19 protein-coding genes are annotated in these 24,149 nt (G+C 71.4%); 10 read left to right on the forward strand and 9 right to left on the reverse strand.

Features of this window, described 5'->3' with window-relative positions; translation table 11 throughout:
• Positions 1-10: 10 nt before the first annotated feature.
• Positions 11-1,324, forward strand: a complete 1,314-nt coding sequence (gene eccD, locus ACTMTJ_RS24385) for a type VII secretion integral membrane protein EccD (protein WP_441220033.1) — start codon at positions 11-13, stop codon at positions 1,322-1,324.
• Between the two features lie 22 nt (positions 1,325-1,346).
• Here the strand turns inward: eccD and ACTMTJ_RS24390 are convergent, their stop codons facing one another.
• Positions 1,347-1,853 carry an inorganic diphosphatase gene (locus ACTMTJ_RS24390; protein ID WP_441220034.1) on the reverse strand — a complete coding sequence of 169 codons (507 nt, stop codon included), beginning with the start codon at positions 1,851-1,853 and terminating at the stop codon, positions 1,347-1,349.
• A gap of 348 nt (positions 1,854-2,201) precedes the next feature.
• Between ACTMTJ_RS24390 and dacB the strand changes: the two genes are divergently transcribed.
• The 5 genes from dacB (at position 2,202) to ACTMTJ_RS24415 (ending at position 10,625) form a co-directional block, all read left to right on the forward strand.
• Positions 2,202-3,653: a D-alanyl-D-alanine carboxypeptidase/D-alanyl-D-alanine endopeptidase gene (gene dacB, locus ACTMTJ_RS24395; RefSeq protein WP_441220215.1), complete on the forward strand. Its 1,452-nt coding sequence runs from the start codon at positions 2,202-2,204 to the stop codon at positions 3,651-3,653.
• 18 nt (positions 3,654-3,671) lie between these two features.
• A complete protein-coding gene (locus tag ACTMTJ_RS24400; protein WP_441220035.1) occupies positions 3,672-4,724 on the forward strand; it encodes a zinc-dependent metalloprotease in 1,053 nt (350 codons plus the stop codon).
• A gap of 10 nt (positions 4,725-4,734) precedes the next feature.
• Positions 4,735-5,703: a tRNA lysidine(34) synthetase TilS gene (gene tilS / locus ACTMTJ_RS24405; RefSeq protein ID WP_441220036.1), complete on the forward strand. Its 969-nt coding sequence runs from the start codon at positions 4,735-4,737 to the stop codon at positions 5,701-5,703.
• Positions 5,700-7,271 carry a gamma-glutamyltransferase family protein gene (locus ACTMTJ_RS24410; RefSeq protein ID WP_441220037.1) on the forward strand — a complete coding sequence of 524 codons (1,572 nt, stop codon included), beginning with the start codon at positions 5,700-5,702 and terminating at the stop codon, positions 7,269-7,271. Before tilS ends, ACTMTJ_RS24410 begins: the two co-directional genes overlap by 4 nt.
• Positions 7,272-7,337: 66 nt before the next feature.
• A complete protein-coding gene (locus tag ACTMTJ_RS24415; protein WP_441220038.1) occupies positions 7,338-10,625 on the forward strand; it encodes a S8 family serine peptidase in 3,288 nt (1,095 codons plus the stop codon).
• Here ACTMTJ_RS24415 and ACTMTJ_RS24420 read toward each other — a convergent pair whose 3' ends face one another.
• Complete coding sequence (locus tag ACTMTJ_RS24420; RefSeq protein WP_441220039.1) at positions 10,626-11,588, reverse strand: GlxA family transcriptional regulator; 963 nt, start codon at positions 11,586-11,588, stop codon at positions 10,626-10,628. It lies immediately after the preceding gene.
• A 163-nt stretch (positions 11,589-11,751) separates the two neighbouring features.
• On the opposite strand from ACTMTJ_RS24420, the gene ACTMTJ_RS24425 reads away from it, so the two are divergent.
• The 4 genes from ACTMTJ_RS24425 to folE all read left to right on the forward strand — a co-directional run bounded on the left by ACTMTJ_RS24425 (position 11,752) and on the right by folE (position 15,532).
• A complete protein-coding gene (locus ACTMTJ_RS24425) occupies positions 11,752-11,892 on the forward strand; it encodes a hypothetical protein (RefSeq protein ID WP_441220040.1) in 141 nt (46 codons plus the stop codon).
• A gap of 52 nt (positions 11,893-11,944) precedes the next feature.
• Positions 11,945-12,520 (forward strand): hypoxanthine phosphoribosyltransferase, encoded by a 576-nt coding sequence (gene hpt / locus ACTMTJ_RS24430; protein ID WP_441220041.1) that lies wholly within the window; start codon positions 11,945-11,947, stop codon positions 12,518-12,520.
• Positions 12,521-12,821: 301 nt separating this feature from the next.
• Entirely contained in the window at positions 12,822-14,846 is a 2,025-nt protein-coding gene (gene ftsH / locus ACTMTJ_RS24435) for an ATP-dependent zinc metalloprotease FtsH (protein ID WP_441220042.1), read from the forward strand.
• A gap of 68 nt (positions 14,847-14,914) precedes the next feature.
• Positions 14,915-15,532 carry a GTP cyclohydrolase I FolE gene (gene folE / locus ACTMTJ_RS24440; protein WP_441220216.1) on the forward strand — a complete coding sequence of 206 codons (618 nt, stop codon included), beginning with the start codon at positions 14,915-14,917 and terminating at the stop codon, positions 15,530-15,532.
• A gap of 224 nt (positions 15,533-15,756) precedes the next feature.
• Here the strand turns inward: folE and ACTMTJ_RS24445 are convergent, their stop codons facing one another.
• The 7 genes from ACTMTJ_RS24445 to ACTMTJ_RS24475 form a co-directional block, all read right to left on the reverse strand.
• Positions 15,757-16,017: a hypothetical protein gene (locus tag ACTMTJ_RS24445; protein ID WP_441220043.1), complete on the reverse strand. Its 261-nt coding sequence runs from the start codon at positions 16,015-16,017 to the stop codon at positions 15,757-15,759.
• Positions 16,018-16,022: 5 nt separating this feature from the next.
• The gene (locus ACTMTJ_RS24450; RefSeq protein WP_441220044.1) at positions 16,023-16,667 is read right to left on the reverse strand and encodes a hypothetical protein; all 645 of its coding nucleotides are present in this window, start codon (positions 16,665-16,667) and stop codon (positions 16,023-16,025) included.
• Positions 16,664-19,153, reverse strand: a complete 2,490-nt coding sequence (locus tag ACTMTJ_RS24455) for an FtsK/SpoIIIE domain-containing protein (protein ID WP_441220217.1) — start codon at positions 19,151-19,153, stop codon at positions 16,664-16,666. The genes ACTMTJ_RS24450 and ACTMTJ_RS24455 overlap by 4 nt, the downstream gene beginning before the upstream one ends.
• A 799-nt stretch (positions 19,154-19,952) precedes the next feature.
• Entirely contained in the window at positions 19,953-20,558 is a 606-nt protein-coding gene (locus ACTMTJ_RS24460) for a hypothetical protein (RefSeq protein ID WP_441220045.1), read from the reverse strand.
• Positions 20,555-21,688, reverse strand: a complete 1,134-nt coding sequence (locus ACTMTJ_RS24465; protein WP_441220046.1) for a M23 family metallopeptidase — start codon at positions 21,686-21,688, stop codon at positions 20,555-20,557. The genes ACTMTJ_RS24460 and ACTMTJ_RS24465 overlap by 4 nt, the downstream gene beginning before the upstream one ends.
• Positions 21,685-22,179 carry a hypothetical protein gene (locus tag ACTMTJ_RS24470; protein WP_441220047.1) on the reverse strand — a complete coding sequence of 165 codons (495 nt, stop codon included), beginning with the start codon at positions 22,177-22,179 and terminating at the stop codon, positions 21,685-21,687. Before ACTMTJ_RS24470 ends, ACTMTJ_RS24465 begins: the two co-directional genes overlap by 4 nt.
• A gap of 60 nt (positions 22,180-22,239) precedes the next feature.
• Positions 22,240-24,120 (reverse strand): MFS transporter, encoded by a 1,881-nt coding sequence (locus ACTMTJ_RS24475; RefSeq protein ID WP_441220218.1) that lies wholly within the window; start codon positions 24,118-24,120, stop codon positions 22,240-22,242.
• Positions 24,121-24,149 lie beyond the last annotated feature (29 nt).

Consider the following 24,149-nt stretch of genomic DNA (forward strand, 5'->3'; position numbering starts at 1 on the left):
AGGACCCTCGATGACTGCCGGACTGGCCCGGGTCACGATCAGTACGCCACGGCGGCGGCTCGACGTCGCCCTGCCCGAGCAGGTGCCGGTGGCCGAGTTGCTGCCGGAGGTGCTGCGGCACGCCGGTGACGGGCTCGCCGACGACGGCGAGCGGCACGGTGGATGGATCCTGCGCCGCGCGGACGGCGCGGCGTTGTCGGCTGGTCAAGCTTTGTTGCCCCAGGGGGTACGCGACGGGGAGCTGCTCTTCCTGCTGCCCGCGCGGGTCCGGTGGGCCGAGCCGGCGTACGACGACGTGGTCGAGGCGATCGCGGACGGCGCGCGACGCCGGGGCGCTTCCTGGTCGCCGGGCGCCACGCGGGTCGCCGGCCTGGCGGCAGCCGGCGCGCCGCTCGCGCTGGGGCTCGCCGCCGCGGTGCGTGCCACGCCACCGTGGCATCTCGTGCCGGCCGTCGTTGCCGCGCTGCTGCTCGTGGCCGGCGCGGTGGTGGCACGCGCGCGGCGCGACGGATTGACCGGCGCCGCCCTCGCCGGCTACGCCCTGCCGTACGCGTTCGCGGCCGGCGCGCTGCTGGCCGGGTCGGGACGTCCGGCGCAGGCGCTGGCCGGCTCGGCCGCGTTGCTCGTCGCGTCCCTCCTCGGCGCCGCCGGCGTGGCGGCCCACCTGCGGGTCTTCGTCGCCGGGGGCACGGCCGGCCTGCTCGGCGGGCTGTCCGCACTGGCCGCGCTGGGCGGCCTCACGCCGCACGGTGCGGCCGCCGTCCTGCTGGCCGTGCTCGCCTGCGGAGTCGGCGCCCTGCCGCTGCTCGCGATCCGCCTCGGCCGGTTGCCGCTGCCGCCGGTCACATCGCCGGTCACTTCGCCGCCGGACCCGGCCGGTGTAGAGGTGGCCGCGGAGCGCACCGAGGAGATCCTCACCGGTCTGCTGGCCGGCCTCGCGGTCCTCGCCGTCGCGGCGTCCGCGGTCCTGGTCACCACCGGCGGCCTCGCCGGCCGGCTGCTCGTCGGGGTCGCGGCCGCCGGCCTGCTGCTGCGCGCCCGGCTGTTCGCCGCCGTGCACCACCGCGTGCCCCTTGTCGCCGCCGGGCTCGGCGGTGCGGTCGCGGCCGGCGCCGCCCTGCTGGCCACCGGCGACGAGCCGATGCTCCTCGCGGTCGCGGCCGGCGGCACGCTCGCGGCGCTCGCCGCCGCCGCGTACGCGCATCGGCCGCCCTCGCCCTACCTGGGCCGGGCGGCCGACGTGCTGGATACGGCGCTCGTGGTCTGCGTGGTGCCGGTCGCGTGCGCGGTGCTCGACCTCTACGCCGCCGTCCGCGACCTGTGAGGCGACGGCAGTCGGATATCCGTCAGTGGGACGTTTCGCCCTCGGCCGCCGCGTCTTGGGCCCGCCGGTAGGAGGCGCGGATCTCCGCCTCGGCCTCCGTCCGCCCGACCCAAGTGGCACCTTCGACCGACTTGCCCGGTTCGAGGTCTTTGTAGACCTCGAAGAAGTGCTGGATCTCCAGCCGGTCGAACTCGCCCAGGTGGTGGATGTCGCGCAGGTGCTCCTGCCGCGGGTCTTCGAACGGGACGCACAGGACCTTGTCGTCGCCGCCCTTCTCGTCCTTCATCCGGAACATGCCGATGGTGCGGCACCGGATGAGGCAGCCTGGGAAGGTCGGCTCCTGCACCAGCACCAGCGCGTCCAGCGGGTCGCCGTCAGCGCCGAGCGTGCCCTCGATGAAGCCGTAGTCGGCCGGATACTGCGTCGCGGTGAAGAGCGTGCGGTCCAGCCTGATGCGGCCGGTCACGTGGTCCACCTCGTACTTGTTTCGGTGACCTTTGGGGATCTCAACCGTTACGTCGAAATCCATCTCACGCTCCCCAATCTCGCCGCCCAAGTGTCGTGATGTTGCCCCATCAGATCGGGCTGGCGAACGCCGCATAGTGTTCGGACGCAAGTATCGTCGCCTAGACCGGATGACACGAATGAGGAGGGGCCGGTGGGGAGGCAAGATTCACAGCACGGCCCCGGAGACGAGACCATCCGGTTGCCGGTGACCCCGCCCGAGCAGACCCAGACGATCCGGCTGCCCTCCTTCTTCCCCCCGCCGTCCGCGCCGCACAAGCCGCAGCCGGCGCCGCCCGCACTCCCGCCCGGGGAGGGTGGCGCGCGGCCGCCGGAAAAGAAGCGGCGGCGCGGCCTGCTGGCCACGTTCATCGTGGTCGTGCTGCTCCTCGCCGGGCTCGTGGCCGGCGCGGCGATCGTCCGCCCCGGCCCGGTCGACGAGTGGCTGGGCGGCGACGCGAGCGAGCCCACCGCGACCGCGGCCGCCCCCGAGACGCCCGACCCGCCGCCCGCTCCGGTGCTCGTCGCCTCGGCCTCCGACATCCCGGCGCCGACCGCCGCGGGCGTGAAGGCGGCGCTCGACCCGGTCGTGGCCGCCGCCGGGCTCGGCAGCAGCCTCAATATCGCGGTGGTCGACGCGGCGACCGGCGACCAGCTGTACTCGCGCGGTCCCGACGTGCCGACCACACCCGCCTCGACCACCAAGCTGGCCACCGCCGCCGCCGTGCTGGCCACGCGCGGGCCGGCCTACCGGATCCCGACCCGGGTCGTCGCCGGCGCCAAGCCCGGCGAGGTGGTGATCATCGGCGGCGGCGACGCGACGCTGTCGGCCGGCGCCACTGGCACCTACGCCGGCGCGGGCCGGCTCGACCAGCTCGCCAAGCAGGTCAAGACCGCCCTCGGCGGGGCCGCACCGACGCGGGTCGTCGTCGACTCGACGCTGTTCACCGGCCCGGCGTTCGAGCCGAGCTGGGACCCGGACGTGCCGACCGGCGGGTTCGGGGCGGCGACCACGGCCCTGATGACCAACGGTGCGCGGGTCAACCCCAAGATCACCCACGGGTACGCCGAGCGCTACTCGCAGCCGGACCTCGCCGCGGGCCAGGCGTTCGCACGGGCCCTCGGCCTGAAGGCGTCGGCGGTGACCCGCGGCAAGGCACCGGCCGGCGCGCCGGGTGCGGCCGACGCGACCGCCACGCCCAGCCCCGAGACCACCCAGGCCGCGGCCGGCACCGCACCGGCGCCCGGCACCGAGCTGGGCAAGGTGGAGTCGCCGCCGATCCTCCGCCTCGTCGAGATCATGCTGGTCGACAGCGACAACGTGGTGGCCGAGTCGCTGGCCCGGCAGGTCGCACTCGCCAAGGACCTGCCCGCGTCGTACGCGGGTGGCGCGGCCGCCACAAAGGCCGTACTCGCGGATCTCGGCCTGCCCGCCGCGGAGATCGCGCTTTCGGACGGCAGTGGCCTGTCCCGGAAGAACAGGCTCACCCCCTCGGTCCTCACCGGCGTGCTGCGGCTCGCCGCCAGCGGCTCGCACCCCGAGGTGGCCGGGTTGCTGGCCGGCCTGCCGGTCGGCGCCTGGTCGGGCACGCTGCGTGAGCGCTACCGCAATCCCGCCGCCGACGGCAAGGTGGGCGCCGGCGTGGTCCGGGCCAAGACCGGCACGCTCGCCGGGGTCAACGCCATCTCCGGTGTGGTGACCACCGCCGACGGCCGCCTGCTGGCATTCGCTGTGCTGGCCGACAAGGTGCCGGTCGGCAAAGACCGCGCCGAGGCCGGCCTCGACAAGATCGCCAACGCGTTGGCGAAATGCGGTTGTGGGTAGTCCGAGTACCTTGGGGTGATGGCGCAGTTCGTGGACTGGGACCTGGCCGCCGCCACCGCGGGCGCGCTGGGCAAGGCGGGCCCGAGAGTCTCGTACGACGAGGCCACCGACGTCGTCGCCGATCTACGGCGACTGACCGATGAGGCGGCGGAGATCGTCTCCTCCTACACGGGGCTGCGGTCCCAGGTCGCCCACCCTCCGGTGCAGGTCGTCGACCGCAAAGACTGGGCGGCGATCAACATCGCCGGCCTCCGCGAGGTGGTCACCCCGCTGGTGAGCCGGCTGGCCGGTGACAAGCAGCCGGGCGTGTTCACCGACGCCATCGGCTCGCGCCTGACCGGCGTGCAGGCCGGCACCGTGCTGGCCTACCTCTCCGGGCGGGTCCTCGGGCAGTACGAGGTCTTCTCCTCCGACCCCGGCCAGCTGCTCCTCGTCGCGCCCAACATCGTCGAGGTCGAGCGCAAGCTCCAGGCCGACTCCCGCGACTTCCGGCTCTGGGTGTGCCTGCACGAGGTCACCCACCGCACCCAGTTCACCTCGGTCCCGTGGATGCGTGGCCACTTCTTCGGCGAGGTGCAGGCCTTCGTCGATGCCTCGCAGGCGGGCAGCGAGCACTTCCTCGAGCGGATCCGCCGCAGCGTCGCGACCCTCTCCGAGGCGGTGCGCAACCCCGACAGCCGGGTCAGCGTGCTCGACCTCGTGCAGACCCCCGGGCAGCGCGCCGTCCTCGACCGGCTCACCGCGCTGATGACGCTGCTGGAAGGGCACGCCGAGTTCGTGATGGACGGCGTCGGCCCCGAGGTGATCCCGAGCGTCGAGCAGATCCGATCCAAGTTCAACCGGCGCCGCGAGGGGGGCACCCCGCTGGAAAAGACGATCCGCAAGCTGCTCGGCGTCGACGTGAAGATGCGGCAGTACGCGGAGGGTCGCAAGTTCGTGCACGGGGTGGTCGAGCGGGTCGGCATGGCCGGCTTCAACAAGGTCTTCAGCTCGCCGCTCACCCTGCCCCGCGTCGAGGAGCTGGGCGACCCGGACGCCTGGGTGGCGCGGGTCCACCCCCAGGCCGGCTGACCCGGCGTACATGGCCGCGCTCGCGCCGCCGGTCGCCGCCGTCCGCACCGCGGTCAGGCAGGCGTTGCGCGGGATGGGCGGCACCGTGCTCGTGGCCTGCTCCGGCGGTGCCGACTCGCTGGCCCTCGCGGCGGCGGCCGCGTTCGTCGCCCCGCGCGAAGGGCTGGCGGCTGGGCTGGTGACCGTCGACCACGGGCTTCAGGCCGGCTCCGCCGAGCGGGCCGCCGCCGTGGCGTCCTGGGCGACCTCGGCCGGCCTGGCGCCGGTGGAGGTCGCGACCGTCACCGTGTCCGGCCAGGGTGGTCCGGAGGCGGCCGCCCGAGACGCGCGCTACGCGGCCCTGATCGCCGCGGCGACCCGGCTGGGTGCGAGCGCGGTGCTGCTCGGGCACACCCGCGACGACCAGGCGGAGACCGTGTTGCTGGCCCTGGCGCGCGGATCCGGGCCGCGCGGGATGGCCGGCATGCCGAGCCGGCGTGAGGTGGACGGCGTGGCCCTGCTGCGCCCGCTGCTCGACGTCTCCCGCGACGAGACCCGCAAGGCCTGCGCCGCGCTGGGCCTCAGCCCGTGGGACGACCCGCACAACGCGGACCCGGCGTACGCCCGCGCAAGGGTCCGGTCCAGTGCGCTGCCGGCCCTTGTCGAGGCGCTCGGCGCGGGCGTGGTCGACAACTTGGCCCGGACGGCCCCCCTGCTCGCCGCCGACGCCGCGGCGCTCGACGAGATCGCGGCGGCCGCGCTGGAGCGGGCCCGCCGCCTGGAGGGCGCCCTCGACGTCGGCGAGCTGGAGCGGCTGCCGGACGCCGTACGCACCCGCGTGCTGCACGCGTGGGCCCGTGAGCGCGGCGCACCGCCCGCGGCCCTCTCCCACCGCCACGTCGCGGCGCTCGACGCGCTCGTCGTCGCGTGGCGTGGTCAGGGCCCGGTGCATCTGCCCGGTGGCCTTCCCGTGGCCCGGCGGGGCACCCTGATCAGGTGATCATTCACCGGCACAAGCCGCTGTACGCCCCGCGTGGTGTCGTCGCCACAAGCCAGCCGCTCGCCGCGACCGCCGGCCTCGACGTGCTGCGGCGCGGCGGCAACGCGGTCGACGCGGCGATCGCCACCGCCGTCGCCCTGACCGTCGTGCAGCCCGGCTCCAACGACATCGGCGGAGACCTGTTCGCGATCGTCTGGGACGGCAACCGCCTGCACGGCCTCAACGCCTCCGGCCGCTCGCCCGCCGCCCTCACCGCCGACCGGGTGCCGGGCGGCATGCCGGAGCGGGGCTGGCTGCCGGTCACCGTGCCGGGCGCACCGGCGGGCTGGCGCGACCTGCACGCCCGCTTCGGCGCGCTGCCCTTCGCCGACCTCTTCACCGACGCGATCGCGTACGCCGAGCGTGGCTACCCGGTCTCGCCGGAGATCGCCCGCGCCTGGGCCCGCTCGGTGGCGCAGTACGCGCGCATGTCCGGTCCGGAGTACACCGAGTGGGGCCGGATCTTCACGGTCGACGGTGGACGGTCACCCAGGGCGGGCGAGCGTTGGGCGAACCCCGGCGCCGCGGGCACGCTGCGGCTGATCGCGGAGACCGGCGCGGAGGCGTTCTACACCGGTGCGGTGGCCGCCGCCCTGTCCGACCACGCCGCCCGGACCGGTGGGCTGATCACCGCCGCTGATCTGGGGGCACACGCGTCAAGCTGGGTCGATCCGATCTCCGTCAGCTATCGCGGGCACGAGGTCTGGGAGCTGCCACCCAACGGCCAGGGCGTGGCCACGCTCGTCGCGCTGGGCATCCTCGACGGCGTCGACCTTGCCGCGCTGCCGGCCGCCGAGCGCCTGCACTGGCAGATCGAGGCGATGAAGCTCGGCTTCGCGGACGCGTTCGCCTACGTGGCCGACCCCGATCGGGCGACCGTGCCGCCGTCGGCGCTGCTCGACCCCGAGTACCTTGCCGCGCGCCGGTCCGAGATCGGCGAACGGGCCGCGGTCCCGGCGCCCGGCGAGCCGGCTCGTGGCGGCACCGTCTACCTGTGCGCCGCCGACGCGGACGGGCTGATGGTCAGCCTCATCCAGTCCAACTACATGGGCTTCGGGTCGTTCGTCGCCGTGCCGGGCTACGGCTTCGGCCTGCAAAACCGCGGCCTGGGTTTCCGCGCCGAGCCGGATCACCCGAACGGTATTGGGCCGGGCCGGCGCCCGTTCCACACGATCATCCCGGGCTTCCTCACCCGTGGTGGGGCACCGGTCGGCCCGTTCGGGGTGATGGGCGGGCACATGCAGCCGCAGGGTCACCTCCAGGTGATCACGTCCACCGTGGACGGCCTGGACCCGCAGGCGGCGCTCGGCGCACCCCGCTGGTACTGGCAGTCCGGCCGGGCGGTGCTCGTCGAGGACGGCCTGGCCGGCGCCGACGCGATCGCCGAGCTGGAGCGCCGCGGGCACGAGATCACCGTCGAACGCGAGCCCTCCACCTTCGGGTACGGCCAGGCGATCTGGTGTCTGCCGGATGGCGGATACGTGGCCGGCTCGGAACCGCGCGCGGATGGTTGCGCCGTCGGCTACTGACGGCCGTGCCGTCTTTGAAGTTTCCAGGCACCATGAAAGCCTTGGTGCGTGGAGAGGGCAGCGGGGATGCGTCGACACAAGTGGTTCCGGGCAGTCGTCGCGGTGGCACTCGTGCCGCCGCTCGCCTGGGGCGCGCCCGCGTCCGCCGAGCCTCCGCCACTGACCGCGACCGCGATCCAGCCGACCGGCCGGGTCACCGCCGAGGCCGCGCCGACCAGCCGGCTGGCCGAGACCGACCCGGCCCTCCTGGGGCGCGAGGAGTCGGAGCGGGTCCCGGTGGTCGTCAAGCTCGACCACGACCCGGTCGCTACGTACGCGGGCGGAGTGCCCGGCTTCGCCGCCACCAGCCCGTCCCGCACCCGCGCCAAGCTGGCGCGAGGTGCCGCCGAGCGGTCCTACGAGGACTATCTGGCCGCGCGCGAGGAGCGGTTCATCGCCGACCTGGGCAAGCGGGTCCCCGGTGCCGAGGTGCGGCAGCGGCTGCGCGTGGTCTACGGCGGCGTCTCCGCCACCGTGCCGGCCAACCGGGTCGACGACCTGCTGGCGATCGACGGTGTGGTCGCCGTGCAGCGCGACGACCTGCGGCAGCCGCTCGCCGACCCCAACACCTCGTTCATCGGCGCGACAAGCGTGTACCCGAAGGTCGGCGGCGACCGCAACGCCGGGCGCGGCGTGCTGGTCGGCGTGATCGACACCGGCGCCTGGCCGGAGCACCCGTCCTTCGCCGACCAGGGCCACCTCGGCGCCGCGCCGGCGCGCGCCGACGGCTCGGTGCGCCCCTGCGACTTCGGTGACAACCCGCTGACCCCGGCCGCCGATCCGTTCCGGTGTGGAAAGAAGCTGATCGGCGGCGCGACGTTCCTGGAGACATACCTGTCGCGGCACGACGACGAGGAGTACCGGACCGCCCGCGACAGCAGCGGCCACGGCACCCACACCGCGTCGACCGCCGCCGGCAACGTGGTCACCTCGGCCAAGCTGCTCGGCGTCGAGCGGGGGCCGGTGCAGGGTGTCGCGCCGGGCGCGTGGGTGTCCGTCTACAAGGCACTCGGTGAGGCCGGCGGATACGGCTCGGACATCACCCGCGCGGTTGGGCAGGCGGTCGCCGACGGCGTCGACGTGCTCAACTACTCGGTTTCCGGTGGCACCGACCCGTACAAGGACCCGGTCGAGCTCGCCTTCCTCGATGCGTACGCGGCGGGCGTCTTCGTCGCCGCGTCGGCGGGCAACTCCGGCCCCGGTGCCGCGACGATCAACCACACCTCGCCCTGGGTCACCACCGTCGGCGCATCGACGGGCACCCGCGACTTCAACGCCACGCTGCGGCTGCGGGCCGGCGGCAAGCAGCTCACGCTCAAGGGCGCCTCGATCACCGCCGGGGTCGAGGCCGACACGCCGGTCGTCCTGGCCGGCGGCGTTTCCGGGTACACCGGCGGCGCGCTCTGCGAGGCCCCCGCGGATCGGGGCATCTTCGCCGGCAAGATCGTTGCCTGCCAGCGCGGCGGCAACGCCCGCGCGGCGAAGGGCTACAACGTCGTGCAGGGCGGCGCGGTCGGCATGATCCTCTACAACCCGTCGCTCGCCGACGTGGAGACCGACAGCCACTGGCTCCCGACCGTCCACCTCGCCGACGGCACCCGGTTCGCCGCGTTCATGGCCGCCAACCCGGCGGTCACCGCGACGTTCACCGGCGGGCGGTCGGAGCGGGGCAAGGCCGACGTGCTCGCCGCGTTCTCCGCGCGCGGGCCGGGCGGGCCGGCCATCAAGCCCGACCTCACCGCGCCGGGCGTGCAGGTCCTCGCCGGGCACACACCCACGCCGGCCGCGGCGGACGGCGGGCCGCCGGGCGAGCTCTTCCAGGCCATCGCCGGCACGTCGATGGCCGCGCCGCACGTCGCCGGCTCGGCGGTCCTGTTGAAGGCACTGCACCGCGACTGGACGCCCGGACAGGTCAAGTCCGCCCTGATGACCACGGCGCGCACGGCGGTGCGCAAAGAGGACGGAAAGACGTGGGCCGGCCCGTACGACCGGGGCAGCGGTCGGATCGACCTGGCGGTGGCCGGTGACCCCGGGCTGACCTTCGACGAGTCGGCCGGCCGGATGCTGGCGCTGGGCGCCGACCCGGCGGGCGCGGTGCACCTCAACCTTCCGTCGGTGTACGCGCCCACGATGCCCGGCCAGCTCACCACCGTCCGCACCGCGAAGAACGTGACGAAGGTGGCACAGACCTACCTGGCGTCCGTGAGCGCGCCGGCGAAGAGCCGGATCACAGTCACACCGAGCGTGTTCACTGTCGCGCCGGGCAAGGCCGTCGACCTGCGGATCACTGTCACGTCGACCGCGCCCGAGGGGCGGTACACCGGCGAGGTCCGCCTCGATCCCACCCGGCCCGGCCTGCCCACGCTGCACCTGCCGGTCGCGTTCACCCCCAAGGCGGGCAACGTGACGCTGGCAAGTGACTGCGCCTCGGCGGCGGTGCGGTGGCGGGCGTACACGCCGTGCACGATCACCGCCCGCAACGTCTCCCTGGCCGACGCCACCGTCGACCTTGAGACGGTGGTCGACGAGCACCTGACCGTGAGCGGAGTCGGCGGCGCGACGAAGACCGGCGCCCGCTCGGCGGTGCGGCGGGGCCTCGTCGTGCCCGGTGCCCGCCCGGGCACCCCCACCCTCAAGCCGGTCACGAGCTCCGGCTACCGCCCGCTCGAGCAGTACGGCGTCGTACCCACCAAGGTCGGCGACCGCGACATGGTCACGTACGAGGTGCCGGAGTTCGTCTACGGCGGCAAGGCGTACAAGTCGATCGGTGTCGACGCCAACGGCTACCTGGTCGTCGGTGACGCGGCCGGCGCCGCCGGGGCCCGGCCCGGCCGGCTGCCCGACGTGGCCCGTCCCAACAACGTGCTCGCGCCGTTCTGGACCGACTTCAGCGGCAGCCGCGAAAGGAGCATCCGCGCGGCCCGCCTGACCGACGGCGTCTCCGCCTGGGTGGTGGTCGAGTGGCAGGTCGACAGCCTCCACTTCCAGGTGTGGCTCGGTGCCAACGGCGTGGAAGACGTGGTCTTCGCGTACGACCCGGCCGCGCCGCCGCGGGCGGTCGCGGGCCGCCCGGTGGTGGTCGGGGCGGAAAACGCCGACGGCAGCGCCGGTCAGCTGGCCGCCAAGCTCCCCACCGGAGACCTGCGGGTGGCCAGCACGCTGCCCGCCACCGCTTCGTACACCGTGCAGGTCACCGGCGCGGTGCCCGGCTCCGGCCGGATCGCCACCCGGATGACCGCGTCGACGATCCCGGGCACGTCGGTCGCCACCACGGACATCAAGGTGGTGCTGCCCGCGGGCGGCTGGCGCCCGTGACTACGCCGCGGGCTCGCGCTCGCGAAACGTGGTCCGGTAGGCCTGTGGCGTGGCACCGACCCGGCGGGTGAAGTGGTGGCGCATCGTCGCCGTGTCGCCGAAGCCGGCCCGGGTCGCGATCGCCTCGACGCCCAGGTCGGTGTCTTCCAGCAGCCGGCGGGCGAGCAGCACCCGCTGGTTGGTCAGCCAGTCGTGCGGCGTGGTGCCGGTCTCGGCGCGGAAGCGGCGGGCGAACGTGCGGGGCGCCATGTGTGCCCGCGCGGCGAGGTCGTCGACCGTGACCGCCTCGTCGAGGTGGGTCATCAGCCAGGTCAGCACCGGCTCGAGCGTGGCCGCCTCGGGGGTCTTGGGCATCGGCGCCTCGACGAACTGCCGCTGACCACCGTCGCGGTGCGGCGGCACGACCATGCGGCGGGCCATCTTGGTGGCCAGCGCGGACCCGTGCGCCTGCCGCACGAGGTGCAGCGCGGCGTCGATGCCCGCAGCCGTGCCGGCGCTGGTGAGCAGATTGCCGTCCTGCACATACAGCGAGTCGCAATGCACCTGCGCCTTCGGGAAGCGCTCCTGTAGCTCGTCCACGTACTTCCAGTGTGTGGTGCAGTGCCGCCCGTCGAGGAGCCCCGCCTCGCCGAGCACGAAGGACCCGGAGCAGACGCTCATCACGTAGGCACCCCGTGCGTCCGCCCGGCGCAGGGCGTCGAGGACGTCCTGCGGGATGGAGAAGCCGTCGCCGTGCGCCGGCACCGCGACAAGGTCGGCGGTCTCGACCGGCGTCAGGTCGGAGGCGGGCGAGATCTCGAAGCCGGATTTGGTCGATACCGGCTTGCCGTCCGCGCTGCACACGTCGAAGCGGTAGCCGGGGAAGCCGTCGTCGGTCCGGTCGGTGCCGAAGACCTCGCAGAGCACTCCCAGCTCGAAGGCGGCGACCCCGTCGAACACGATCACGGCGACGTTGCGAAGCATGCTGCCACCCTACTACGGAGTTGGCAGGATTTTAAGGGTCAATGGCATTGCTGCCACTGTGCTAAGGGGCAGGTCTGGCGGAGACTACTTACATAAGCCCGGTGCGCACCGGCGGCAGACCTCAAAAGAGAGCAACACGACCTTCGGGAAAGGTTGAGCCGCCATGGAACTCTTCGTACTCCTGCTGTTCTTCGTCGTCCTCGCGATCGCCTCCATCTTCGGGTGGACCTCCGACAGCCGCGACTCCGCGGACTGGAAGCCCTCCGAAAGCGGGCGCCGCCGCAGCCGCCCCCGGCTGCTCTAACAGCCGCTGACCCGCGCGAAAGTCGGGGAGTTGGATGGGGCAGTCTTAGGCCATGACCGACGGCTCCTGGTACGACGCCGACATCGATCGAGTGATCATCACCGAAGCGCAGATCCGAGAAAAAACCGCAGAGCTGGCCAAGCAGGTGTCCGCCGACTACGCCACGGTCGAAGACGGACTCCTGCTTGTCTGCGTGCTCAAGGGTGCGGTGATGTTCATGGCCGACTTCGCCCGCGCGCTGGGCCGGCACGGGCCCGCCGCCGAGCTCGAGTTCATGGCGGTCTCCTCGTACGGCCAGGGCACCACCTCGTCCGGCACCGTGCGCATACTCAAAGACCTCGACCGCGACATCGCCGGGCGGCACGTGATCGTGGTTGAGGACATCGTCGACTCCGGGCTCACACTCTCCTGGCTCCTGCGCTACCTGGCCTCCCGCAAGGCGGCGAGCGTCGAGGTGGTCACGCTGCTCCGCAAGCCGGAAGCGGTGAAGGTCTCGATCCCGGTCAAGTACGTCGGCTTCGACATCCCGAACGAGTTCGTGGTCGGCTACGGGCTGGACTTCGCCGAGCGTTACCGGGAGCTGCCGTACGTCGGCGTCCTCAAGCCCGAGGTCTACGCGCGGGCGTGAACGCACAGGCTACTCTCAGAAAGCCCATTTACCTGCGCAAACGCCTCACGGGGTAGCGACGTTGCGCCTTGTTTGCGTAGTTTGCTAGTGCGGGGCCTGATCCGGGGGCCGCAGCCTGCCCTGCGGGGTGTACCTTCGAATGACCGATGGCGTGGCTCGTCGGCGCTGAGGCGAACACACGAGATCGAGTGTCGCGATCGCCGACGAGGCGGCAGCGGCGGCCGTGATCCCGCGGCACACGTAGTCAGACGGTCAGGACGTCGATCAGGAGGGTCCGGGCGCCTCGGCGCTCGACAACAGTATGGAACGTACGCGTTTCTTCCGCCGCCCGGTGGTCTGGATCATCCTGGTGATCATCGGTGCGATTGCGCTCAGCTCGTTCTTCACCAGCGGCCCGAGCTACCACAAGGTCGACACCTCTGTGGCGCTCGAACAGCTCAATGAGAAGGGCGGCATAAAGAAGGCGGTCTTCAAGGACAAGGAGCAGACGCTCCAGCTCGACCTGCAAAGCAGGGCGAAGTTCGGCGACACGGAGACCGACAAGATCCAGGCGCAGTACCCGTACGAGGTCGGCGACGACATCTGGAATGACATCCTCGAGGCGCAAAACGCCGGGCGGATCGCGGGTCCGGTCAACACCGAGGTGTCCGGAGACAACGTCTTCCTGACCCTGCTGGTCAACCTCCTGCCGATCGCCGTGCTGGTGATCCTGCTCCTGCTCTTCATGTCGCAGATGCAGGGCGGCGGCTCCCGGGTGCTCAACTTCGGCAAGTCCAAGGCGAAGATGATCACCAAGGACACGCCGAAGACGACGTTCGCCGACGTCGCCGGCGCGGAAGAGGCCGTCGAGGAGCTCCACGAGATCAAGGACTTCCTGCAAAACCCGGCCAAGTACCAGGCGCTCGGCGCCAAGATCCCGAAGGGCGTGCTGCTCTTCGGCCCGCCCGGCACCGGCAAGACGCTGCTGGCCCGAGCGGTCGCCGGCGAGGCGGGTGTCCCGTTCTACTCGATCTCCGGTTCCGACTTCGTCGAGATGTTCGTCGGTGTCGGTGCCTCCCGGGTCCGCGACCTGTTCGAGCAGGCCAAGTCCAACGCGCCGGCGATCGTCTTCGTCGACGAGATCGACGCCGTCGGCCGCCACCGCGGTGCCGGCATGGGCGGCGGTCACGACGAGCGCGAGCAGACGCTCAACCAGCTGCTCGTCGAGATGGACGGCTTCGACACCAAGGGCGGGGTCATCCTGATCGCGGCCACCAACCGGCCCGACATCCTCGACCCGGCCCTGCTGCGTCCCGGCCGCTTCGACCGGCAGATCGCCGTCGACAGCCCCGACATGGAGGGCCGCAAGGCGATCCTGCGGGTGCACGCCAAGGGCAAGCCGTTCACGCCCGACGTCGACCTCGACTCGGTCGCCCGCCGCACGCCCGGCTTCACCGGCGCCGACCTGGCCAACGTGATCAACGAGGCGGCCCTGCTGACCGCGCGCCACGACAAGCGCGCGATCACCAACGACAACCTCGAAGAGTCGATCGACCGCGTGGTGGCCGGCCCCCAGCGCCGCACCCGCGTGATGAGTGACCACGAAAAGAAGATCACCGCGTACCACGAGGGCGGCCACGCTCTGGTCGCGTACGCGTTGCCGCACTCCGCGCCGGTGCACAAGGTGACGATCCTGTCCCGCGGCCGGTCGCTGGGTCACACGCTGGTCCTGCCGACTGAAGACAAGTACACCCAGACCCGGGCCGAGATGATCGACACCTTGGCGTACGCGCTGGGTGGCCGGGCGGCCGAGGAGCTGGTCTTCCACGAGCCGACCACCGGCGCCGGCAACGACATCGAAAAGGCCACCGCGCTGGCCCGGGCGATGATCACGCAGTACGGCATGAGCTCCAAGCTCGGCGCGGTCAAGTACGGCACGAGCGGCGACGAGCCGTTCCTCGGCCGGACCATGGGCCACGAGAAGGACTACTCCGACGCCGTGGCCGCCGAGATCGACGCCGAGGTGCGGGCGCTGATCGAGCTGGCGCACGACGAGGCCTGGGAGATCCTGGTCGAGTACCGCGACGTGCTCGACAGCCTCGTGCTGGAGCTGATGGAGAAGGAGACCATCTCCCAGACCGACATGGCCCGCATCTGCGCCCGCGTGGTCAAGCGCCCGCCGATGGCTCCGTACAACGGCTTCGGCAAGCGCCAGCCCTCCAACGAGCCGCCGGTGCTCACGCCGGGCGAGAAGGAGGCGCTGAAGGTGCAGGCCCAGGCCGACGGCGCGCAGGCGACCGTTGGTGGCGGGTCGTCGCCCAACTCTTCTTCGGACGGCGCTCACTGAGCCGCGAGCCCTACTCCGGGGCGTCGTCGACCGAGCCTGATGGCGACGGCGACGACGTCCTGGACTATCTGGCGGCCCGACTTGTCGACGGCAAGCTGAGCGGCCGTCCGGTGGAGGACTCCGTCGACCTCGCCCGGATCGAAAAGGCCGTACGCGAGATCCTGATCGCGGTCGGCGAAGATCCGGACCGCGACGGCCTGCAACGAACGCCGGCGCGCGTCGCCCGGGCTTACGCGGAGCTGTTCGCCGGCCTGCGGGTCGACCCGGCGAAGGTGCTCACCACCGCCTTCGAGGCCAACCACGAAGAGCTGGTGCTGGTCCGCGACATCGAGGTGATGTCGCTGTGCGAGCACCACCTGCTGCCGTTCCGCGGCGTCGCGCACATCGGCTACATCCCGGGCGAAGACGGCCGTATCACCGGCCTCTCCAAGCTGGCCCGGCTCGTCGAGGTGTTTGCCCGGCGCCCGCAGGTGCAGGAGCGGCTGACCTCGCAAATCGCCGACCTGCTGATGGAAAAGCTCCAACCCCGCGGTGTGATCGCGGTGCTGGAGTGCGAGCACATGTGCATGGCCATGCGCGGCATACAAAAGGCCGGCGCGAAAACCATCACCTCGGCCGTACGTGGCCTCTTCCAGCGTGACGCCAAATCCCGCGCCGAGGCGATGAGCCTCATCATGGCGAGCTGAGCCCCCAAAACCAATTTCAAAAAGTGGGCTACCGCGACGTCCGTCGTGGTCCAGACCGTTGCTCCCGCGGCCTCACCCGTCCGCTGTTGGTCACGCGGTTTGGTCTTGCACCGCGGGCATGGCAGCGGAGGTCGGGGATTTCGGCTCGCTCTGCGAGCCGCCGGCCTCCGCGGTCTCCGGCGGGAGCGGCGGTCCGCCACTGACGCGGACCGGGCAATCTGCTCTTAGATGATCGCGCGGAAGCGGTCGGCGGAGTCGATGGCGCCCCGCGCGAGCGTGTGTGCCTCGTCGAGCCGCTGCTTCGCCTGCTCGAGCCGGGAGATCGCATCCAGCACCGTCGGGTGCACCGCGCCCACCGCGGTCAGCCGCAGCCGGGCCAGCGCCTCGTCGAGCTGATCGGTCACACCGCGGAGGCTCGCCATCGCGCGGTTGGTTTGGTCGACCGACGCCGACACCTGCGCCTTGACCTCTTCGACACTCGGCATGCTGCCTATCCCACCAGGTTGAGCAGGCCGACACCCATGCAGGTGGCGACGATCGGCGCGAAGCACACCGCCAGGCCGAAGATCGGCGTGCGGTCGATCTTGTCGCCCGGCGGCGGCACGAACGCGAGGCCGAGCGTGAGCCAGCCCAGCCCGAACGCCGCCAAGGGCATCGTCAGTCCACAGAGGACGGCGTAGAGCACCACGTCGGTGTCGGCGGTCACGTAGAGGGCCAGCTGCACGATCAGCACCACGACCGCGAACGGCCCGTAGACGATCAGGTTGCGCAGCCACGCGGGCGTCTCCCCGCGCGGACCCACCGGCCGCCGGCCGAGCTCGGTCTCGTCCGCGGCGTTCGCGGTGGCGCGCGCATGGCGGAGCGCCGCGAGCACCGCGGCGGGTCCACCCGCCATGGCCTGCGCGGCATCGGCCACCTCCGCGGGCGATGGCTGCAAGGCGGCATCTGGTACACCCTGCGCCACCAACTTGGCCCGCTGCGGTGCCAGCCGAGCGCGTACCCCGGAGAGCTCGTCGTGTGCGGCACGCACCGCCTGTTCGCGTTCGCCCGCGACGGCGGCCACCCCACGGCGGACGGCGTCGAGGCGCTGCGCGGCGGCGACGTACTCGTTCCAGGCTTCGTCGTGGGACCTCATTCGTCGCGCTCCGGCCGGACGAAGGGGACGATCACGGTGGTGCGGTCGGCGTGGCGATCGTGCAGGAGCGCGCGGTTGGGGCGCGGCTGCCAGTCGACCTGCTGGCCGAGAAGGAGCGACACCTCGGCACCGGGCACGTTGAGGAAGACCATCCCCGCCACCTCCTCGCGGGCCGCGCTGCTGCCTCCGACCTCGTCGGTGAACCGGCGCAGCCCGCGCCACCACGAGAGCAGGTGCACGCCCTGGCCAGGACCTTCGCGCAGGAAGTCGCGCGGCAGCGCGCCACGGCCGATCGCGTCCATGCCGAAGACGACCAGATATGCCGGCTCGCCCGCCTCGAACGCCCGGGTCAACTGTGCGGCCTTCACAAGCTCGGCGCTCTGGGTCTCGGCGAGATGGTCGGTGAGTGCCCGCGCCGTCGCGTCGCCGTCGGCCACCAGCGAGGACACCACGAAGCGCGCCGTGCCGGCCGGGTGGTGTGCGGCCAGGCTGCGCGCGGCGGCGTCGAGCACGTCGGCGCCGTAGGTGCTCGGCCCGAGGACGGCCAGGTGGCGGCCGGGCGAGGCGTCCAGCGGGAAGGTCGCTGTCGACAGTGGAACGTCGATCACCCGCCCCACCAGCGCCGATGGTCGTGCGGGCGTCGTCACCAGCGCCGCGCGGTAGGTGGGGTCGTCGTCGAGGTACTGGTGCGCGTAGCCCTCGAACAACGACGGCGCCTTCGACGCCTCCGGGCGTGCCTCCCAGAGGCGCCGCCGCACCGAGTCGAGGGTGGCCCGGTCGGCGTGCGGGTCGGGAAAGCGGATGGTCCGCTCATGCCCCCGGGTCGCGCCGCGTGGGCCGCCCAGCCCGCCGGCGGTGTTGACCACCGCGGTGCCGAGCGGCAGGCCGGCCGCCGCGTCGTTGGTCGGCTCGAGCACGTCGCCGCCGCCCGGCAGCGCCACCCGCACCGGAAACTGGCCGAAGATCGAGTCGCGCTTGTCGTAGAGCGCCTCGACGCCTAGCGCTGTTTGGCTGGCGAGCACGAGGTGGATGCCGTACGACCGGCCCTTGCGGGCCAGTGACTCCAGCAGGCTCACCGCCTCGCTGGTCAGCGGGCCGCTGCCGGCGAGCAGCACCTGAAACTCGTCGATCACGCAGATGATCCGCGGCATCGCCCGCTGCTGGCGGAGGTCGCTGAAGCGCGTCACGCCAGCACGCTTGTAGGCGACCGAGCGCCGCGTCATCTCGGCGTCGAGCTCGCGCAGCACGGCCACGCCGTACTCCCGGTCGGACTCGACGCCGACCGCGCGCGCGTGCGGCAGCCAGGTCTTGTCTCGCACACTAGGCACGAACTCGGCGAACGACACGCCTTCCTTGAAGTCGAGAAGGTAAAGGGTCAGCTCGGCAGGCGAATACCGGAAGCCAAGCCCGTAAAGCACGTTGATCAGGAATGCGGTCTTTCCGGCGCCGGACCGCCCGCCGATCATCCAATGTGGAGTGAGATCGTTGAACTGCAACGTGACGGCCGTGTCACCGTCGTGCCCCACCGTGGTCGCCACCCCCTCGGCGGAGTCGTCGGCCCACAGGTCGGCGTCGGGCAACACGTCGGCGAGCGTGAGCCGCGACCGCGTCGCCGAATGCTCCGCCAGCTCCTGGCAGACCCGCTCGAAGAGATGAGCCGGCGGATCCTCGTCCAGGAAAACCGGCGCGTTGAGCCCCTTGTTTTCGACGCTGCTCCCATACCGCGCGGCCGGCGGATCACCGACGATCGCGTGCGGGTTGCGCAACGTGATCGTCGTGGTCCGCGGCAGCGGCGGCTGCGTGGTGTCTTCGGTCAGCGGTGGCGGCGGCCAGCCCGCCACGATCAGGTGCAGGCCGGCCTCCGGCCCGTGCTGCGCCAGCGCGGCGATCCGCGCCAGGTCGCCCCCCTCGGTGAGCTCCGGCAGCGAGGCGATCGCCAACAACAGCGTGCGATCCCGCCGGGAGTGCCGCGCGGTGGCCGGCCGCGCCGGACGCACCCACTGCTCCGCCTCGGCCAGGACAGCCCGCAGCCCCGTGCGGTCGGTGACCGGCGGCGGCATCAGCCCGGCATCCGCGAGCGCCGCGAAGGGCCCGAAGACCAGCCCCGCGCCCGCCGCGTCGACGGCGCGCACCAGCAACGACCCGGCCGGCGAAGCCGCCAGCAGCCGAAGCAACAACGCCCGCAAGAGCCCCGCCACCCGAGGGTCACGCGCATCCGCGTCGACGGTCAGGTGGCCAGCACCCAGCAGCGGAACGATCGCCGGAAACCGCGCGTCGTCAAGAGGTTGCGCCATCCCCACCCGCACGAACTGCGGCAGGCGCGGCCCACCGAGCGGAGTGTCCTCGGACTGGGCGTCCAGCGGCGCCCCCAACCACCCCGGCACAAGCGCGGCGGCCGCGGCCCGCAGCCGCTCGGCCAGCTCATGCTGCTCGCTCAGGTCGGGTGGCGCCGGCTGAAACCGCTCCAAGGCCCCCGCCGCGGCCATAACGGTGGCAGCAGCCTGCCGATGCAGGGCGGCGGCCTGGCTCAGCTGTGCTTTGGCGTTAGGCACCGCCGCTCACCTCCCTCGGACAGAGACGGTATCCCAGCCCGCCCCCTTCTTAGCGGACGCGGTTGGGCCTGTTGCCGGGCACGCTCCGCTCGGACAGGTTTCAATGCCCGAATGGTCCGCTCTCACCGTTGGCGCCACCGCGCCGGGGTGGCCAGCCCAGCCTTCCGCCAGCGGCGTGGGTAGCCGGCTAACCTCGGTGCGTGGACGTTTCTCGCCCCTCCGCACCACCGGCGCAGCCGGCCTCGCCGTCGACGGCTGCACTTGGCGGAAGCGGCACCCACGTCCGCGTAGGCCGCCTGGTGCTGATGTTGATCGCCGGCGCTGTCGCGCTGTTGTGCACGGGTGGGGCGGGGGTAGCCTTTCTCGCCTACCGCGACGCGACAGAACCAGACCGCAGCTCCCCCGACGTCGCGGTTTCGAACTACCTTCGTGCTCTATTTGTAGAACGCAACGACACCCGGGCGAGCTTATATGCCTGCGGTGATGGGGAAAAACTGGCAGCAATTCGTCTCCTTAGACAGGACATAGAGACGCGAGAGCGGCAGTACTCGATTCAGATCGTTGTATCGTGGGGCAGTCTGGTGGTCCAAGAATCGCAGGGACGCCCTACGGTAACTACTGAGATAAGCTGGACGATCTCAGACGGCACGGAGAGTGACTGGGCGAATTGGCGGTTCAACCTAGTCGATCAGGACGGATGGCGTGTCTGTGGCGCCACGAAACTTTGACCGGGTTACTCAACCCAGAGCAGGTGAGCGGGCACTTCAAGCGTCTTGGGATGCTGTCCACTCCAGACCCAGCGATACCATTCGAGTTCTGCGGCTACTCTAATGCAGATCTCGCCATCGGCACTTGTGTAGGTCTCCGTGACCGCACGGAGATCGCGGCGTTCGACGCCATCGATGACCTGAACCAGCCGGCGGCCGGCAATTCTTAATGAATCGACGGCGTGAGCTGGGTGCTGTTCTGGTGGGGCATCAAGAGACACGAGACGCCGGGCGTCGCCGCCTGTCCGTATGTCGCTGTCCTGGGGGAGGCTCAACCTTTCTATCCACACCCGATCCACCGGCACGAGCGGAGCGAAGACCTCCACCTGTTCCAGTTCTGCCCGGTACCAGTCCTGCTCCGGTATGACGGGGACGTACGTGCGGCTGCCCTGCACAACCTTCTCGTCGGCCCGAAGGTCATACCGCCAGCCGAGACCGGGCGCGCCCACGATGGCCCGCCGGCCGCGGAGATCGTCCTGTGTCAGAGCCGGTAGCGGGATGATCGACTTTGGTGGATGCACTGCACGGTCAGGCCTTTCCGCAAAGGGATCCGGACGGCGTTCCCGGCTCATGGATTGCCGCCGAGGGGAGCGCCGACGTTCCGCATGAAGTCGACCGGGTTGATCTTGTCACCTTTGCTGGCATCGTAGACCTCGAAGTGCAGGTGTGGGCCGGACGAGTGACCGCTCGTCCCGACGAAGCCGAGCTCCTGGCCAGCCGCGACCATCTGCCCAACCCTCACCTTTGGACGGACCACCATGTGGCAGTACATAGTCACGAAGTTACCCGCGTGCCGGATCTTGACGTACCAGCCGCAGCCGGGCGTGGAAGGTGAACCGTCGTGGTTGCACAGGCTGCCGGACGGGTCGGTGTCGCAACGTGACGTGATCACCTGGCCCGCCGCAGCGGCGCGGATCGGCGTGTGCCGCCTAGCGCCGAGGTCCACGCCGTCGTGGTCGGGACGCTCCGCGGTGCGGAAGCCGGAGACGACGAGGGCCCGCACGGGCACGGTCCAGCCGGAGGCGGCGATCTCACCGCCGGTGGCGCACCGCGCCTTGGTGCTGTTGCCAGCCGCCCGGCCGGCACCGCCGGTCAGCAGGTTGACGATCTGGGTGGCGATCGGCTCGTGCTTCGCGTAGGCGTCGGGGTAGGCGCTCACCTGTACCCGCTGTGCCGCGTCGGTCAGCGCCATCTGCTGCCACCCCTCGACGGCGAGCAGCTTCTCGTAGAACTTCCGGGACGCGTACTTGGGATCTTGGAGCTGCCGTGCGGATCCCCAGCCTTGACTCGGGCGCTGCTGAAACAGGCCGACCGAGTCGTGGTCGTTTCGGGCGCCGAGATGGGGCAGATTCGACAGCGCCGATTCTTGCATCGCCGTCGCCACCGCGATGACCCAGCCGCGAAACGGCACTCGCATGTCCGAACCGACGTTCACGATGATCGCGGCATTGCGGACCTGGGCGTCACCGTAGGCGCCGACCCTTGGCATCCGCTTCGACGCGTCGATGATGCCGCCCTCGCCGCACCCGAACGCGTTGCTGAAAACGCTGTCGTCTGTGCCGCCGTCGTCGGTGAGCAGGTAGGAACCGACACCACCGCCGCAGCAGAGGAGCGCGAGCGCGGCGAGGATCGCCACGGCGAGGCCGACGCGGCGCGCCGGTCGTCGCACCTCACCGGCGCCGCCCATCAGTCCGTCGGTCATGCGCGTTCCCAGTCGATGCCGTCAACCAGCCAGCGACCGTCGACCGACGTGAGGCGCAGGCGCAGCAGCCCGGAGTCGACCCGGATCGTCGCATCCACGATCTGGTCGGCGTAGGGGATCAGGACCGGCTCGCCGGTGATTCGGTCCGCGGGCACACCAGCCGGATCCACCCCGGCCAGCTTCTTGGCCAGCGTCTCCGTGCAATGCGGAAGGAGCCCCGCGTACCACTCCTCCGCGGTCACATCGCGATGGTTGACCCAGGCACTTCCGAACGCTTCGGCGACAGTCGCCGGTACGGCTGTCCCTGGGCTGATCTTCGGCGAGGGCGTCGGCTCCGGCGACGCGAGGCCGTCGTCGGCGATCGTGGCGGAGACGGTGAGAATCGGCTGCTCGGGCGCCCCGTTGAGTCCCGGCTCAGCTCCAGCCGAGCCCGAGAAGAGCTTTGCGGCACCCACCACGCCGAGCACGACGATGGCCAGCACCAGGGCCACCCCCACGCGGGAACGCAGGAGCCCACGCGCGACAAGCTGGGCGGCCCGGCGCACCGTCCGTCACCTCGCCTCTGCGCGTATCCGAGGGGTCGGCGCAGGCGCCGGCTCGGTGGCCGGCTCGCCGCCCGGACGGTAAATGGTGTAGGACGGCGGACGCTCCGGCAGGTCCGGCTCGACCCACTCGGTCGTGCGGCGCCGACGCGACGGTGCCGGTCGCTCTGTGCGGGACGGAGCCGGCTCCGGTCCGGTCGCCTCGTCTGCGCGTTCCCGGCCGTCCGGACGCGGAGTGCTGGAGTGCGAAGGATCCTCGTCGCGCGCCTCCGGCCGGAGCCTGGTCTGTTCGACGACGGTCTGCCGCCGCTTGCCACCCTGCGGCTCCGCGGTGCCGCCCGGCTCGGAGACGTTGAGCTTGGCGGCCTCCCGCATGTCCCGGAAGAACCGGCGGTGCCACGAGCCGGCCGAGGTGATGGCCGCGGAGCTGTCCTTGCCACCGAGCTGGGTGATCCGCCGGTATGGCCGGAGCAGGAGCCAACCCACAACGCCGCACAACCAAACCAGCACCACCTGTAGCCAGCCGGGCAGCGTCGGGGTGCTCATGATCAGATCGACGGCGAACAGATAGATGGCTGCTCCGGTGCCGAAGATGGCGATGTTGAAGACGGCGGCCACCACGGCGTTGGCCAGGCGACGGAGGCCGGCGCTCGCCGGGCGCATGAGACCGACGGTGCCGAGGATCGGGGCCGCGATCACCGCCCACCTGAAGATGAGGAACCCGAGGAGGACGAGCAGGGAAGCTGTCAGATCGAACATCGCGAAAAGGAGAGCGGCCAGGACCGCGATGAACCCAGCGCCGATCCGCTCCATGTCCTTGGTGCCCTGGAGGTACTCATACGCCTCGGGGTCTTCGGTCTTGATCTGCTCGGCGACCTTCATCCATTGGTCATTCTTGGCGGCAAAAGTGGCGTCCCGATCCTTCGGGTTTGATCGAAGGCGCTCGGCCTCCCGCCAGCTGAGCGATTTTGCGTCATAGAGGGCGCGACCGTACTTCTTGGCCGTTTCGCTGTCCGCCGATCCCAATACCCCCCGCAGCCAGTTGCGGTAGAGCATCGTCTCGGTGGCGGTGTCACTCGCCCGAACCGCGGGTGGTCGATGATCTGTGCACGCCTCGGGGTTGCCCAGGCGGCACTCGCCCGGCGGCCGATCTTTCGCGCGCGGTCCGACTGCGTCGTGGACCACGCCAAGCGTGCCCACCAGCGTCGCGTCCGCCACGTTCGCCGATTTCACCGGCCACGCCGCCAACGCGGTCACCGCCACCATGACGAGCACCGCCCATCCGGCGGTGGTCATGGCGTTGCTCATGTCCGCCTGGCGCGACCGCCAGAGTAGATACAACCCCACCACGCCGAGTGTCACGATGCCGAAGACGCTGAAGACCTTTTCGTAGACCGCCTTTGTCGCCTGCTCCACGAGCGGGTCGGCCCAGCCCCACATGGACTCGGGGTTCCATGCCCGCTCTCGTAGGGCGTTCGATGCTCCAATGATCGCGGTCGCGATCATGAATTCGCCGTTGGCGATGGTGGTCGTAAATTTGTACTCGGGATGTGTCAGTGTCGCGAGGCAACCGTTGTCTACGTCGTACGTGGTGTAGCTGTAGCCGGCGTATCCGTAATCGGTGTAGAGGCCCTTCGGGCCGTTCATCTTCGACGCTTCGGGACGGCTGGCAAACCAGCCGGCGAGCCCTGAGTCAGGGGTGCCGGCCGTCGGCGCCTTCAGGCATTGCTTGCGCTCCGCGGCCACGTCGGCGAGCTTGTCCACGCAGGCGCGGAAGTCGACCTGCCACTCCTGCGTCGTGCAGAGGTCGCCGGGGGCCTGCATTACCGGAGCGGGGCCTGCCGACACCGGCGTAGGCCACACCAGAGAAGTCGCGGCCGCGACCATCATGGCGAGAAGTAGTGCGGTCGCCCGCCTTA

It is taken from the genome of Phytohabitans sp. LJ34, assembly GCF_052068095.1.
Taxonomy (GTDB): domain Bacteria; phylum Actinomycetota; class Actinomycetes; order Mycobacteriales; family Micromonosporaceae; genus Phytohabitans.